The sequence below is a fragment of the Brevibacillus sp. HB1.1 genome (assembly GCF_013332445.1).
In the GTDB taxonomy this organism is placed as follows: Bacteria; Bacillota; Bacilli; order Brevibacillales; family Brevibacillaceae; genus Brevibacillus; species Brevibacillus porteri.
Genome location: NZ_JABMIV010000004.1, coordinates 334,029 through 347,729 on the forward strand (window position 1 = coordinate 334,029; position 13,701 = coordinate 347,729).

Sequence of the window (13,701 nt, forward strand, 5' to 3'; positions counted from 1 at the left end):
GCTTTTTATGATAACGTCAGTACTAGCCTTGTGTGGAAATGGCCTGCTCGCCCGACAAAATCTCTTCTGCCAGCTTCACAAGCGGCATGCGCCGTTGCATGCTTACTTGCTGCATCCATTTGTAAGCCGCATCCTCTTCCAAGGATAGGGCACTCATCAGCTTTCCTTTTGCTTTTTCCACTGCTTTGCGATCCTCGATCTTTTGCTTCAGATCATTGATATCCTTCTTCAGTGAAACGACTTTTTCCTTTTGACTGAGTGCGATTTCTACTGCGGGAATCAAGTCATCCTCCGACACCGGCTTCACCAAGTAAGCCGTCACACCCGCTTTTCTGGCATCCTGGACGAGTTCCTTTTGGCTATAAGCCGTCAAGAGAAGAATGGAACTGTCTGAAAAGGAACGAATGATACTGCTTGCCTTGATTCCATTCAAGACAGGCATTTTCACATCCATGATGATCAGATCGGGCTTGTGACGATGGGCCTGTTCGACTGCCTCTTCTCCGTTTTTCGCCTCGGCAACCACTAAATACCCTTCATTTTCGAGCATCTCGCGCAAATCCATGCGAATAATCGGCTCGTCATCAACCACCATAATCTTCGGCTGTGTCATCTTCATCCTCCTTTTGGATCGGATAGAGGATGGTTACCTCTGTTCCGTTCCCAGTGTTGCGGAAATGCATCGTGCCTTCGAGGTCTTCCCTGACCAGCGTATCGACAATTTTCAGGCCGAGATGGCCCTTTTTGTGGATTTGCTCCATGTCCTCGATGCCTACTCCGTCATCTGTCACAGACAGACTAACGAAGTCTTCCTTGGCAACCAGTGCAATAGAGATTTTCCCTTCATGCAGGTCATGAAAACCATGAATCATGCAATTTTGAATCAGCTCGGTGACGATCAAGGCAAACGATGTTGCTTTGTTGGACGGCAGATATACCGATTCGCCCGTCACCACGACGTGTATAGCTTGCTCAGAACGTCTCATCGAAGAGACGATTATTTTCGATATTTTGGTTAAAATCTCTTTGAAGTCAATCTGCTCCAGACCATCCTGTGCCAAGTATTCGTGAATAATGGCGATGCTGTTGATGCGATTGATGCTTTCCCTGTATACCTTTTCAATCTCGTTGGACTGCGAACGCCGCATTTGCAGGCGCAGTAGGCTAGAGATGGTTTGCAAATTGTTTTTGACCCGATGGTGAATCTCTTTGATCACCGCGGATTTGATCATTAACTGCTTTTCTTTTTCCCGAATGTCCGATATGTCTCGCAGGAGAATGAATCCCCCAATGATGTCTTGTTTGCGGACGGACGAAACCGCTTTCATCATGATAAAGTGTTTGCCTTTTGACAGCTCCTCCTGAATATAACCCCCGTTGCGTACAAAATTCTCCGGGGAAACTCTCCAGGAAAAAATACGTTCAATGCTCTCGCCCTTTTCCGGCCGTTCAAAGCCAATCAAGGAGAGCAGCTTGTGGGCACGGCCATTGGCGTACGTGATAACCCCACTCTGATCAAACAAAATCATGCCCTCGTGCAAAAGCGACGAAATGGGCAGATCAGGCACAGCGAACTGGATGAGCGTCTCACTTAACTGCTCCGTTGTTTCCTTGAGCATTTCGACGTTTTTTTCCTGTTCCACCTGTTTGGATATATCTTGTTCAGTTATCAAGGTCCCGATTGTTTTTCCAGCCGCATTCGTGATGGGTACGACACTTTGTCGCATCACGACTTGCTCCTGTGAAACCCCACGTGAACCGATGACGGGCTTGCCTGTCGTCAGACAATACATAACGGCCGGCTCATTAATCGCCGTCGCCAAATGCCCTACGACAGATCCACTGTACATAGAGCGTGCCGTACTCGGTGCAGCTTGTGCGACTACCATCGCAGCGCTCCGATCTACCGTCGGACAATCAATAAACATGTCCGCTTGAGACAGATCAGCAAAAATCTGAAGCTTGGAAGCCAGATCCTCCACAATCCGAATGTCGTCATCACTCAACGTCGTGGACGCTTTGCACACTTCTCGTATTGATTGCATGTGAACCTCTTTTCACCTGCTAGGAGTTGATATGACCTCATTTTCTCACAGACGCGCTACGGCGGAAAGGGGTGTAATACTGGTTAATCAAGCTTACTCATTGACAATTTCTTGCAAATGCGCTCGCAATTCTGATACTCCCTCACTTGTGAGCGAGGAGGTCCGGAAAATCTTCGCATTGCCGAGCGATTGACGCAGGAATTGTTCTGCTCTCTCCACATTTGCATCAGGATGATCCGTTTTGGTAATGACCCCGATGCACGATTGCGGAAACCCTTGTGAGAAGCCAGGAGGGAAATAATTGCGCTCCCGCGTAGCATCCTGCACCATCACAATGATCTTCGCCTCAAGAGAGGTAGCCATAAGTGTGCGGTAAAACATCGGGTTTTCGCTGTACTCACCCGGAGTGTCAATTGCCCAGTCCCGATATTCGAGCGCTTGTGTCTTTCTGGCAGGCTGTTCGTCATTGAACAGCGCCCGCACCAGAGAAGACTTTCCTGCTTCGATTGCACCGATAATCATTACACGGCCGGTCATGATTTCGTCACCAATGCCGGTGTAAACCGCAGTTTTTCGCTCAGTACCTGATTGACCGCTTCGACTGCCATTTCAACAGCGGATACATCTCCTACGACAATCAGTGAACCTGTAAAACGATCGAGAAACCCAAGCTCGACGCCAGCAGCCTTCGTCGCAATATCCGCGGCAATAATGGCTGTTTCGGTAGGCGTCAAAGTCAAGATGCCGATCGCACCGGCCTCATTGATACCTAGCTTGGTATAGAGCATTGGGTCAGGGTTTGCGATTACATGAGCCAACGTGACCTGTTTCCCTGGTACGAATTCCTGGATGACTCGTGAACGTTCCTGTTCCATTCCTATTCCTCTCTTCCTGCGGCACCCGGCACCTCAAACGAATCCACAATGCCTACGATGATCGCATCGATCGGCACACTGGTGCCGGAGAAAAGAATTCGGGCAGGCGTCCCACGAGAGACGATAACCTGCTCCCCGATTCCCGCACCGATCCTGTCCGCTGCGATAACGGTTTGTCCGCCTTCTTCGCCACGCCAATCAATCGGCTGAACCACCATGAGCTTGAGATTTTCCATGCCTGCTTCTTTTTGCGTGGCCCAGACGCTGCCGATCACTTTTCCCAAAAACATGCGATCACCCTTTTCCTAAATAGCTGACCGTAATGCCGCGTTCTCTCATGCTGTCATAAGCAAGCGGAGAAACAATTGCACCTTTTTTCACGATCAAAGTCGTATCGCGAAGCTCAGGCTGAGATCTGATCCAATCCGCTGTCAACAGCTTCCCGGAAAAGACAGCTTCTTGCTCATCCAAAGGAGTCAATGTCGGTTGTTCTGTCTTAGTAGTAATCTCCACTTTTTGCAACTGAGACTTCAGCTTAGAAACCACGCGATCAGCCAGACGGCGTTGTTCTGCAAACTCCACACCCAGTTCTTTCATGCTCTCAACGTGACGGTTGAACAGCTTTTCATAAGCAGGTGTCAGTGTCAATGTTTGCAGGGTACGACGGTCTGCGCGCTTGATTCCTGGCACATCGGAACCAGCGATGACGAATTTACCCGTCACCAATGCGGAAAAGACGATTTCCGCTTTGATTGTTCCTTTTAGACCGGAAGCAATTCTCGCTGCATTATCCAAATCGATTTCAGGAATCACGATACCGACATAATCTTTCGGCACTTCCAACGGGGCAGGAGCGTACTCATCTGCTGTAAGGATTCTGCCTGCTCCCCCACATTCGATCTTGTGCATGCCAAGCCAAGAGGAGGTTTCTCCATCCAGGAAGAGAATGTCATGGCAGATCCCGTGGTTTTTCAGTTGGATAAAATGATCCTGATAAGCCTCATGAGCCTGGCTGTCACAAAAGACGTACAGGACACGAGGCGATTCGCTTTTCTTTTCTGTATTCATCGATTGCAAAATTTCTTTCGTAATCGACGCCACCATTTCTCTGATGTCCATCAAGCTCTACCTCCGTTAGCCGGAGTAAAATTGCCCGTTCTTGCCGATCACTTTTACCCGGTCTCCCGTTTTCAAATTAGCGGCATTACCTTCATCCGTATCAACGTGGAAATCAAGTGCGAATTGCGGATGCACACGAACGACTACATCTGGATAGATGATAGGACGATCGCTTTGCGTCGCCAGGATCAGTGTATCGCCATCCTTCACTTGATATTGCTCGGCATCTGCAGGAGACATATGAACGTGGCTCTTCGCTACGATTACGCCTTTGTCCATCACGACTGTCCCTTTTGCCGTAACGAGTACCATACCTGGTGTTCCTTCAATATCTCCAGACATACGCACAGGTGCTTGAACACCTACTGCAAAGCCATCTGTCCGGGAAATTTCCACTTGTGTCGCGCCACGAGCTGGTCCCAAAACGCGAACCCCGTGGATGCTGCCTTTTGGTCCCACGATGGTGACTGTTTCTTGGCAAGCAAACTGGCCCGGTTGCGACAAATCACGCATTGGCGTCAATTGATGTCCGGCTCCGAAAAGCTTCTCGACATCTGCTTGCGACAAATGAATGTGACGGTTAGATACGCCCAAAGGAATTTCTCGCACTGCCTCGGCAGCTTGATTGGTGGAAGGCTGCTGGTTCTGATCAACTTGTTTCACTTGAATCCCTCTTCCTTTCAAGAAATCTGCCGCTGCTGGTGTTATTTTATCCCCTTTCTCAACGAGAAAGGGGTTTGGAATACCTGACTTATGCATTGCTCTCAAGGATGCTTCTGTAATCACTGCCATAGGGAATTATTATCCTTCGAGTTTAGGCAGGATCAGTTCAATGTCTCCATGAGGGCGTGGAATTACGTGAATAGATACGAGCTCTCCTACTTTTTCAGCAGCAGCGGCGCCTGCGTCAGTGGAAGCTTTTACTGCACCTACGTCACCACGTACCATAACAGTCACGAGACCGCCACCTACGTGTACTTTACCAATCAGTTTTACGTTAGCTGCTTTTACCATTGCGTCAGCAGCTTCTACTGCTCCTACCAAACCTTTTGTTTCTACCATTCCCAATGCGGACATTTCTCCAGCCATTTTCATTTCCTCCTTAATTATATCTCCAAAATTTTAGTGTTTTACGACTCTAAGTCGTCATTTCTGTTAACACCGATTTGATGATGTTTTTGATCTCATCGCGGCTCAAACCGACATTCATGGAAGAGACAGCCTGTAGGACAGCTTCTTCCGCTTGTGTCGCAGGAGCTGCTGATACTGACGTTGATTGCGGCATTTCTTTGATGCCAAATGCAACACGCTTGATGTTAAACATGTGCTTCGCACCGATGTTATCGGAAGTGATGTTGCCCCCTAAAGAACCGCATCCAAGCGTGAACGCTGGTTGTACGCCAGTCGTTGCACCAATTCCTCCGAAGGTCGTACCCGTATTTACCGGAATTCTGGATGCTGGCATTGCTTGACCATACGCTGCGATGACATTGTCATCCTGGGCATGAATACCCGCTGTATGTCCAAGACCACCATGTTCCAACAATTCGCGGCAACGAGCAAACGCTTCGCTGTCGCCTTGAACCGTGTAAAGGGCAAGGATCGGTGCCAGTTTTTCAACGGACATCGGATACGCTTTGCCTACATTGTTCTCCTCCGCAACCAGGACACGCGTATCAGCAGGGATGGTAATACCCGCCATTTGAGCGATCACATGTGGAGAGCGGCCAACGATCTTCGCGTTCAGCGAGCCGTTTATCGTGACGATGGCAGCTACCTTTTCCTTCTCTTGCTCGTTCAGGAAGTAGGCGCCTTCACGCTTCAAGGCTGCAATCAATTGGTGTTTGGTGGATTCCTCCACTACCAATGCTTGCTCAGAAGCGCAGATTGTACCATAGTCAAACGTCTTGCTCTGCACGATGCGTCTGGCAGCAGCAGCAAAGTCAGCAGTGTGGTGGATGTAAACCGGTACGTTACCAGGTCCAACACCGTATGCCGGCTTACCGGAGCTGTATGCTGCGCGTACCATCGGCGTTCCGCCAGTCGCGAGAATCAGATTGGTCAGCTTGTGCTTCATCAGCTCATTTGTCCCAGGAAGCGTAGGCTTCGTAACGCAATGGATCAACCCTTCTGGTGCTCCAGCCGCTACTGCCGCCTGTGCCATCAGTCGCGCTGCTTCCAGCGTGCATTTGGCTGCCGACGGATGCGGGCTGAATACAATCGCATTTCTCGCCTTGAGGGAGACCATCGATTTATAAATAACCGTGGACGTCGGATTCGTGGAAGGTACAACCCCTGCTACGATACCAAATGGCTGCGCCACTTCCCACACCTTGTTCTCTTCGTCCTTACGGATGATGCCAACCGTTTTTACATCTTTTACAGATGCGTACACATCTTGTGCAGCAAACAGGTTTTTCATCCGCTTGTCAGCGACGTTACCAAAGCCTGTTTCCTCCACAGCCATTGCTGCCAGTCGATCAGCATTTTCTACGCCCACTTTGGACATAGCTTCGATGATCCGGTCAACTTGCTCTTGGCTGTAGGTAGCGAATTTGGCCTGTGCTTCCTTCGCTTGTGCGAGGTAGGTACGCACTTCCTGTATGGAATACAGATCAGCGTCGAGTGTCATTAGGCTTTGTCACCTCCGCCTTGTTTCTCTTCCAACAGACGAATGAGATCTTCTTTCTTCGCCATGTTGATTTCGTTCGTTGTCAGCGGGAAGTCCGCATACGAACGCGCCATTTTGCGCAGGTCATTGATGGACTGATCTTGCAATCCTGACACTGGCGCTTTAGCCGGCTCTGCCTTACCCTCTTCTTTTACTTCCGGTTTCAGCAGGTTTTTAATCATTTTTGGAATATTTTCGTCAGGACGTGGAATCACGTGCGAGTGCAGCAATCTTCCGACACGTCTCGCAGCGTCAGCGCCAGCATCTACTGCCGCCATAACCGAAGATACATCCCCGATTACGTATACAGTGACGATTCCTGCGTCCGCTCCTTCATAAGAGACGACTTTAACGTCTGCCGCCTTAGCAGCAGCGTCTGCGGCAGCGATGAGAGCAGGCAAGCCCAGCGTCTCAATCATGCCGAGTGAATATGTTGTAGCGCGCATTTACATTACCTCCCCTTCAAGAGAGAAAATCCCTATTATCGTTTGACAGGCTGTTGGGCGACACTTCTTACGGCCTCGGCAAAAGCATCGGCGGCTGCCGTGCATGCCGACTGGCTGCCAGTGAGTAGCGCTCCCCCAAAGTTCGTTTCTGTCGGTGGACCAAAAAATTGAACCATTTGTACATCTGCAGCCTTGAGGGCGGCATCAATACCATACATGGCCTCCAGCGGCGGAGCGATCAAGTAAGCAAGCGGCTCACCTTCGCGGATTCCGGCGGTTTGAGACAAGTAGCTGCCCGTCCGCGACACAACATGGGCGTAATACGCATGCGTCCCTTCATCATTCAAAGAGTAAAAGCATGCTCCGCTTTCCATAAATGCAACGGCTGCATCCAGTCCGCTCTGCACCTCCGATGGCGTCGCGCCTCCGATCATCCCGATGAACTCGCCGGACAACGGTCCAGACGCATGGCCTGAGCCTGCATAAAACGACTTGGCATACACAACTTCTACCGCTGCCTTTTTGGTCGCTTCATCAATGGCCGTATACCCCACATCGTCAATCGTAGAGGTCAATAGCCCCAGACTTCGGATATGAGAAGGCAGGTTCAGCTTCTCCGCAAATTGTGGATCGACATTGGGAATCAGTCGGATCGCAAGCGGCGTCGCTCGAATTGGTTTTTCCATGCGTGTCACTCCTTTCAAGACAACATCCCTGATCAAAAGTAAAAAAAGGTGCCTAAACACGAAAAAATAAGCCGTGTTCAAGGGCACCTTTGCCTTTTGATTATTCACTTGTGGGTAGAAGATTACACGCTATTTACGTGGTCTTTTACCTGTCTCTAATGTAGAACAAGGCACAGAAAAATGCAAGCGTTTTCGGCATTCCGTCACTTTTCCATATTCCGGTCATATTACGGACACACACCCACGTTAAATTTGTGTTGTAGCCGAGACGGGCAAGCCCGCAAGCAAGGCTCACCACAATCTAAAGACCCCCAAGGAGGAATTTTACAATGAAAAAGAAAATGGCAATGACAGTTATGGCTTTGGCAGTATCCGCAATGGCAGGTTCCGCGTTTGCGGCAAATGAACCAGCGAAGACGACTGGTTCTTCTGCTCCACTGAAAATGGTGACCAAAGATGGTACAGATGCTCTTCAAAAACCGATTTTTAACCTGGAGCAAATGGCAAAGGAAAAGGGCATCACTGTGGAAGAGTTGATCAAGCAGCTTGAAAAAGAAGGCAAACTGACGAAAGGAGCAGCTACTATCACGAAAGACGGCGATCTGACAACTAGCTTCTCCTTCATGAAATTCGATGCCAACAGCGATAACATTAAGACGTTCAACCTAGATGAAATGGCGAAAGAAAAAGGGATCTCTGTAGAAGAGTTGATCAAGCAGCTTGAAAAAGAAGGCAAACTGACGAAAGCAACAGCTACCAGCAACCCAGACGGCACCATTCCGGGCTTCGCAGTCATTTCTCTCGATCCTGAAAACAAGGACGGCGGAGCATTCATCGCTCTGGACTCTACTATGAATCTGGAAGAAATGGCGAAAGAAAAAGGCATCTCCGTAGAAGAGTTGATCGAGCAGCTTAAAGAAGAAGGCAAACTGGCAACGAATGTTTCCATGACAACAACTATCAATCTGGAAGAAGTAGCAAAAGAAAAAGGCATCTCTGTGGAAGAGTTGATCAAGCAGCTTGAAAAAGAAGGCGCGATCTCCACTGGTGAAGCAGCTTCCTTTACTCAACCTGCAATCAGTTTGGAGCAAATGGCAAAAGAGAAAGGAATCACCGTTGACGAATTGATCAAACAGCTCGAAAAAGAAGGCAAGATCACAAAAGGTACAACAGTCTCAGTAGCTGCCATCAAAAAATAAGCGTTGCCTTTCAAGCACACACAAAAACCTCTGACAGGAAACTGCCAGAGGTTTAGTTATGCCCTTCGCCATTTAACGGACACATAACTCCATTATGCTAAACAACTGAACAAGAACATTTTTTACAAATGATGTCAATCAAAACGATGTCTATCATTGCTATGATAAGTACAAATTGACTTGAGATAGATAGGAGGTGTTTCTTCGTGAAACGAATTCTACTCATCGAGGATGAAATGCCGATTGCCCGACTTGTCCAGGTCTACCTGGAACGGGCGGGCTATGAGGTAAAATGGAATGAGGGTGATCACGAGGCAATCCCGACTTTTTTCTCCTGGAAACCAGATCTTGTCCTGCTTGACCTGATGCTGCCCGATCATGACGGCTTGAATATACTCGATCAGATTCGCCAATACGGCAGTTGCCCTGTCATTATCATCACGGCGCGCGGTACCGTGCCAGACAAGCTCCAAGGGCTGGCACAAGGTGCAGATGATTACATCGCCAAGCCATTTGATCCAGAAGAAGTGCTCGCCCGTGTACAAGCTGTGCTCCGCCGTTCCTCTTATATCGCCGAAGCAGATACGATCAGACTCGGGACACTTTCCATAGATGTTACTGCCCAAAATGCCTTGATCGGGAAAACACCCCTTGCCTTGATGCCACGGGATTGGCAGCTGCTCGTTTTCCTGGCGCGACATCCGAACCAATGCTTCAGCCGAGATCAGTTGCTGGATCAGGTGTGGGGAATGGATTTTGAAGGGGGCGATCGCTCTGTGGATACCGCAGTGAAGCGCTTGCGCAAAAGCTTGCTGCCGTGGCCGACTTCCGAAGGGGAAATCAGCACAATCAGAGGAATGGGGTATAGCCTGCGTGTTTACTAAACGAACTACTTCTACTAGAACTGCTGTGCCGCTCTTGCGTTACTGGACGTGGCGCTATGCCTTGATTTTATCGGTCATTCTTTTTGGCATTGGCTTTTTTGGCATCTATTGGATTAACAAAGCAGCTACAGAACAACAGTTTCAGGTATTGGAAGCAAGAACAGAGTTGCTCGCTGATTCGTATACCAAGGTGTTGCTTGCCAAGGACACCTCGACTTCTCCTGTAAAGATAGAGGATTTGGCACAAACAACTGTTGGTATCTCCAATCAGGCTGTCACTGCTGTGACTGGCCCTGCGTCTCCGGCTATTCCTTACACCGCAACACCCGCAGCCAATACCGCCATGATCGCATTTCGAGTCATGCCGACTGTCCCAATCGATCACGTGGTACAGATTTACGATGATGCGGGCAAGACGTTCAAGAAGGAAATGGTGAGTCAGACGACGACCGCTACCATTGCGCAGTTACCTACCCCTGCCCAACCGGTGGACAAAACTAAAGAAATACGGGAGGTTGTTGCCACAAAGGGAGCTACCTGGCTGCGTGTGGGTGTCCCTTACTATGAACACAATACAGTCGCAGGCACCTATTACGTCAGTACCCCCCTTAACAATGATTTGGTTCACACTTATATCACGATCATGGTTTCTATCGGAATCATCACTTTGTGCGGTTGGGCCATCGTCTATGTACTTTCTCGCTCGTTAACACAGCCCCTGCGGCAGTTGGCAATAGCGGCAGAACAAATATCCAGCGGGAATTATTCGCCTTCCTTGCCCAATTCCTCCAAAATCAAAGAAGCAGAAATCAGTCAGCTGGTTCATTCCTTTGACGAAATGGCGAAAAGACTTGGACAACTAGAGCGGATGCGCACCGACCTTTTGGCTGGTGTTTCCCATGAGCTGCGTACCCCTGTCACCTCGATTCGCGGAATGATTCAAGCGGTGAAAGACGGCGTCGTAAAAGGTGCAGATGCGGATGAATTCATGCAAATCAGCATGGACGAAGCCAAGCGACTCCAGACAATGGTCAATGACCTCCTCGATTTCTCCTCCATGGAAGCAGGTGAAGTTTTCGTCGAGAAGCAGTCCATTCAGATCGACAGTACGTTGGATCAGATAGTCGCACAGGTGCAAACCTTGCCCTCATTTGCCAACGTATCTGTGACAGTTAACCCGACTGGACAAGAAATCGTATGGATCGGCGATGAATCACATGTCAAACAAATTTTGCTCAATTTATTGGGGAACAGCGCTGCCGCAAACGCAACGCAAATCAAGATCGACGTTCACAACCAAAGCAGCTTCCTCTTCATCGATGTAACTGACAATGGAAAAGGAATTCCTGAGTCAGAGGTTCCTTTCATTTTCGAACGGTACTATCGTGGGGATAGCAAACGCAAAAAGAAGCAAGGCCTGGGGCTGGGCTTGACGATCTCCCGCCTATTGGCAAAGGCACACGGTGGAAATGTCGAATTGGTCCAGACTTCTCCAGAAGGAACAACCTTTCGTCTTACACTCGCCCATCCAGACTCGTCCGCTTGAAATGAAAAAGAGGAAGCAGCACGTACCGCTCGTGCCGCTTCCTCTTTTACGTATGGGCACCCTCCGGCACATGCGTGCGGATAAGATCCATGAAAATGTCCAATGCTTTGGTATGAAACTCGTCGGATTTCGTGACGAGCGAAAAATCACGGGTAACCGGTGTCCCCGTCACCTTCAATGTACAGAGCGTGCCGAGCTTACGTTCTTTGCGTATGGCCCAATAAGACAGTAAGCTGATTCCCAGGCCAGCCTCCACTGATTCCTTGATTACCTGTGTACTGCCGAACTCCATTCGCTTTTGCGGTGTGAATTGCAGCTGGCGAAACATTTTTTCAGCCGCTTCCCTCGTGCCTGACCCTTCTTCCCGCACAATCCACGTTTCCTTCATTAGTTCGTCAATGCTGACCTCTGTCTGCCCGGCCAATCGATGCTCTGGCGAAGCAATCAAATACATACGATCATCAGCAAACGGCTCCACGCACATTTTTTCGTCCACATACTCCCCCTCAACAATCCCGACGTCGAGTTGTCGCTTCGCCACCAGCTCAGCAATGACTGTGGAATTGTGAATCGTAATCGTCGGGGTAATCATTGGGTAATACTGACGAAGACGTGCAATGACATGAGGTAGCACATACTCTCCGTATGTGTAGCTGGCGCCAATCGTCAAATTCCCGCTTGGTGTATTCATCAAATCATCCACGAGGCTCTGCATCCGCGTGTACAAGCCCAAGATCTCCCGAGCGTGATGATAGACAATCTCCCCCGCTTTATTCAAGCGAACATATTTGTTGCTTCGCTCCAGGAGCTTTGTCCCTATCGTGCGCTCGAGCGCATGAATATACTGGCTAACGGCAGGCTGCGTCATATGGAGCTCTTCTGCGGCTCGGGAAAAGTTCTGTCTGTCTGCAACGGTCACGAACACAAGCAAATGCTGATCCAACTGCCTTCACTCTCCTTTCCACCACTAACCATTCATTTCACTTATGATGATCATCGCAATGATTTATTTTTCTTATTATAACAGTTGCCGTATGCTGAGTTTGTAAAACTTTTCGAGGAGTGATGGCAATGGCAACTCCAATTAAAAGCAGCGTGCCATTGAATGAAAGCAATGCCAGTGTACAGCCCGCAAAAAACAACGAAAGCAACCCTGTATCCTTCTCGCTGTGGATAGCTGGAATCGCTTTTACTTTTTTCATCGCCCTGACAGGCTACGGCTTAGCAAAAATACCTGGCTTTCAACAAGTTGGCCCCCTCGCCTGTTCGATCCTGATCGCGGTCGCATACCGGCATTTTCGTGGATATCCGGAAGCATTGCGATCAGGGATTCAATTTTCCGCCAAACGCTTACTGCGTCTGGCTATTATTTTGTACGGTCTTAAGCTCAATATCGACGTCGTCTTGAATCAAGGCCTCGGGCTTCTCGTCTATGACGCTGGTGTTATTATTTTTGCCATCGCGGTTACGATGCTGATAGCCAAGTGGCTGAAAGCAGACACTTCCCTCTCCCTTATGCTCGGAGTCGGTACAGGCGTCTGTGGAGCAGCGGCGATAGCAGCCGTCTCCCCTATCGTTGCTGCCAAGGATGAAGATACCGCCATTGGGGTAGGAATGATCGCACTCGTCGGAACCTTATTTGCTATTTCCTACACGATCTTGCGTCCATTCCTTCCCCTGTCCGCGGTCGAATACGGCATGTGGTCTGGAATTAGTCTGCATGAGATTGCGCATGTCGCATTGGCTGCTGCACCGGCAGGTCAAGATGGGCTAGCGATTGCACTGCTGGCAAAATTGGGACGTGTGCTTCTGTTGGTCCCGCTCTGTTTTATCCTGATGGTTTGGATGAAACGTTCCGGGAAGTTACAAAGTGGTACCAAGATCGAATTCCCTTGGTTCCTGATCGGCTTCCTCGCCATGAGTGTTTTTGGAAGCTACATTCTCGGTACAACGATTCCTGTCTCAGAAGCGTTCCATAATGGCGTCGCCAATGTTACAACCTTTGTGCTCACCATGGCGATGGTCGGGCTTGGCCTAAATGTCGATCTGCGGGCACTTCGAACAAAAGCGGCGCGCCCACTGATTGCTATGAGTATTACCTCGATTCTTTTGTCGGTGCTCTCCTTTGCATTGGTATAAAAAAATTGTGGATAACCAGACATGCGGGTTCGAATTCGCCGATTTCTTGATGATCGGCGAGTTTTTTTGTGGATAAGGACAAAGATTATCC

16 protein-coding genes are annotated in these 13,701 nt (G+C 49.2%); 4 read left to right on the top strand and 12 right to left on the bottom strand.

What is annotated here, in order from left to right:
• Nucleotides 1-22: 22 nt before the first annotated feature.
• The 11 genes from HPY27_RS14075 to eutL form a co-directional block, all read right to left on the bottom strand.
• Nucleotides 23-619 (bottom strand): ANTAR domain-containing response regulator, encoded by a 597-nt coding sequence (locus HPY27_RS14075; protein WP_017252512.1) that lies wholly within the window; start codon nucleotides 617-619, stop codon nucleotides 23-25.
• Complete coding sequence (locus tag HPY27_RS14080; RefSeq protein WP_017252513.1) at nucleotides 585-2,045, bottom strand: sensor histidine kinase; 1,461 nt, start codon at nucleotides 2,043-2,045, stop codon at nucleotides 585-587. The genes HPY27_RS14075 and HPY27_RS14080 overlap by 35 nt, the downstream gene beginning before the upstream one ends.
• Nucleotides 2,046-2,138: 93 nt before the next feature.
• Nucleotides 2,139-2,582 carry a EutP/PduV family microcompartment system protein gene (locus HPY27_RS14085; RefSeq protein WP_017252514.1) on the bottom strand — a complete coding sequence of 148 codons (444 nt, stop codon included), beginning with the start codon at nucleotides 2,580-2,582 and terminating at the stop codon, nucleotides 2,139-2,141.
• On the bottom strand, nucleotides 2,579-2,920 hold the full coding sequence (gene eutS, locus HPY27_RS14090; RefSeq protein ID WP_007720097.1) for an ethanolamine utilization microcompartment protein EutS: 342 nt from the start codon (nucleotides 2,918-2,920) through the stop codon (nucleotides 2,579-2,581). Before eutS ends, HPY27_RS14085 begins: the two co-directional genes overlap by 4 nt.
• 2 nt (nucleotides 2,921-2,922) lie before the next feature.
• Nucleotides 2,923-3,210, bottom strand: coding sequence for a EutN/CcmL family microcompartment protein (locus HPY27_RS14095; protein ID WP_007720099.1), 288 nt, complete (start codon nucleotides 3,208-3,210; stop codon nucleotides 2,923-2,925).
• 4 nt (nucleotides 3,211-3,214) lie between these two features.
• A complete protein-coding gene (locus HPY27_RS14100) occupies nucleotides 3,215-4,039 on the bottom strand; it encodes a hypothetical protein (protein WP_017252515.1) in 825 nt (274 codons plus the stop codon).
• 15 nt (nucleotides 4,040-4,054) lie between these two features.
• Nucleotides 4,055-4,831, bottom strand: coding sequence for a phosphate propanoyltransferase (pduL, locus tag HPY27_RS14105; protein ID WP_041749711.1), 777 nt, complete (start codon nucleotides 4,829-4,831; stop codon nucleotides 4,055-4,057).
• Between the two features lie 9 nt (nucleotides 4,832-4,840).
• Nucleotides 4,841-5,128 (bottom strand): ethanolamine utilization microcompartment protein EutM, encoded by a 288-nt coding sequence (gene eutM, locus HPY27_RS14110; protein ID WP_007720104.1) that lies wholly within the window; start codon nucleotides 5,126-5,128, stop codon nucleotides 4,841-4,843.
• A gap of 49 nt (nucleotides 5,129-5,177) precedes the next feature.
• Nucleotides 5,178-6,671 (bottom strand): acetaldehyde dehydrogenase (acetylating), encoded by a 1,494-nt coding sequence (locus HPY27_RS14115; RefSeq protein ID WP_017252517.1) that lies wholly within the window; start codon nucleotides 6,669-6,671, stop codon nucleotides 5,178-5,180.
• Nucleotides 6,671-7,156 (bottom strand): BMC domain-containing protein, encoded by a 486-nt coding sequence (locus HPY27_RS30440; protein WP_017252518.1) that lies wholly within the window; start codon nucleotides 7,154-7,156, stop codon nucleotides 6,671-6,673. The genes HPY27_RS14115 and HPY27_RS30440 overlap by 1 nt, the downstream gene beginning before the upstream one ends.
• A 35-nt stretch (nucleotides 7,157-7,191) precedes the next feature.
• On the bottom strand, nucleotides 7,192-7,842 hold the full coding sequence (eutL, locus tag HPY27_RS14125; protein WP_017252519.1) for an ethanolamine utilization microcompartment protein EutL: 651 nt from the start codon (nucleotides 7,840-7,842) through the stop codon (nucleotides 7,192-7,194).
• Between the two features lie 329 nt (nucleotides 7,843-8,171).
• Here eutL and HPY27_RS14130 point away from each other — a divergent pair, with 329 nt between their 5' ends.
• The 3 genes from HPY27_RS14130 to HPY27_RS14140 all read left to right on the top strand — a co-directional run bounded on the left by HPY27_RS14130 (nucleotide 8,172) and on the right by HPY27_RS14140 (nucleotide 11,471).
• A complete protein-coding gene (locus tag HPY27_RS14130) occupies nucleotides 8,172-9,041 on the top strand; it encodes a hypothetical protein (protein WP_174225270.1) in 870 nt (289 codons plus the stop codon).
• A gap of 206 nt (nucleotides 9,042-9,247) precedes the next feature.
• Nucleotides 9,248-9,925, top strand: a complete 678-nt coding sequence (locus tag HPY27_RS14135; RefSeq protein WP_017252521.1) for a response regulator transcription factor — start codon at nucleotides 9,248-9,250, stop codon at nucleotides 9,923-9,925.
• Nucleotides 9,915-11,471 (top strand): sensor histidine kinase, encoded by a 1,557-nt coding sequence (locus tag HPY27_RS14140; RefSeq protein ID WP_017252522.1) that lies wholly within the window; start codon nucleotides 9,915-9,917, stop codon nucleotides 11,469-11,471. Before HPY27_RS14135 ends, HPY27_RS14140 begins: the two co-directional genes overlap by 11 nt.
• Before the next feature lie 46 nt (nucleotides 11,472-11,517).
• On the opposite strand, the gene HPY27_RS14145 is transcribed toward HPY27_RS14140, so the two are convergent.
• Nucleotides 11,518-12,414, bottom strand: a complete 897-nt coding sequence (locus tag HPY27_RS14145; RefSeq protein ID WP_017252523.1) for a LysR family transcriptional regulator — start codon at nucleotides 12,412-12,414, stop codon at nucleotides 11,518-11,520.
• 128 nt (nucleotides 12,415-12,542) lie between these two features.
• On the opposite strand from HPY27_RS14145, the gene HPY27_RS14150 reads away from it, so the two are divergent.
• Nucleotides 12,543-13,610, top strand: coding sequence for a YeiH family protein (locus tag HPY27_RS14150; protein WP_017252524.1), 1,068 nt, complete (start codon nucleotides 12,543-12,545; stop codon nucleotides 13,608-13,610).
• Nucleotides 13,611-13,701: the final 91 nt, after the last annotated feature.

Excerpts from the sequence above, each read along its gene's own strand:
- eutL (WP_017252519.1), bottom strand. The coding sequence starts at position 7,842 with ATGGAAAAACCAATTCGAGCGACGCCGCTTGCGATCCGACTGATTCCC.
- HPY27_RS14100 (WP_017252515.1), bottom strand. The coding sequence starts at position 4,039 with ATGGACATCAGAGAAATGGTGGCGTCGATTACGAAAGAAATTTTGCAA.
- HPY27_RS14085 (WP_017252514.1), bottom strand. The coding sequence starts at position 2,582 with ATGACCGGCCGTGTAATGATTATCGGTGCAATCGAAGCAGGAAAGTCT.
- HPY27_RS14130 (WP_174225270.1), top strand. The coding sequence starts at position 8,172 with ATGAAAAAGAAAATGGCAATGACAGTTATGGCTTTGGCAGTATCCGCA.
- HPY27_RS14150 (WP_017252524.1), top strand. The coding sequence starts at position 12,543 with ATGGCAACTCCAATTAAAAGCAGCGTGCCATTGAATGAAAGCAATGCC.
- HPY27_RS14115 (WP_017252517.1), bottom strand. The coding sequence starts at position 6,671 with ATGACACTCGACGCTGATCTGTATTCCATACAGGAAGTGCGTACCTAC.
- HPY27_RS14095 (WP_007720099.1), bottom strand. The coding sequence starts at position 3,210 with ATGTTTTTGGGAAAAGTGATCGGCAGCGTCTGGGCCACGCAAAAAGAA.
- eutS (WP_007720097.1), bottom strand. The coding sequence starts at position 2,920 with ATGGAACAGGAACGTTCACGAGTCATCCAGGAATTCGTACCAGGGAAA.
- HPY27_RS14075 (WP_017252512.1), bottom strand. The coding sequence starts at position 619 with ATGAAGATGACACAGCCGAAGATTATGGTGGTTGATGACGAGCCGATT.
- eutM (WP_007720104.1), bottom strand. The coding sequence starts at position 5,128 with ATGGCTGGAGAAATGTCCGCATTGGGAATGGTAGAAACAAAAGGTTTG.
- HPY27_RS30440 (WP_017252518.1), bottom strand. The coding sequence starts at position 7,156 with ATGCGCGCTACAACATATTCACTCGGCATGATTGAGACGCTGGGCTTG.
- pduL (WP_041749711.1), bottom strand. The coding sequence starts at position 4,831 with ATGGCAGTGATTACAGAAGCATCCTTGAGAGCAATGCATAAGTCAGGT.
- HPY27_RS14080 (WP_017252513.1), bottom strand. The coding sequence starts at position 2,045 with ATGCAATCAATACGAGAAGTGTGCAAAGCGTCCACGACGTTGAGTGAT.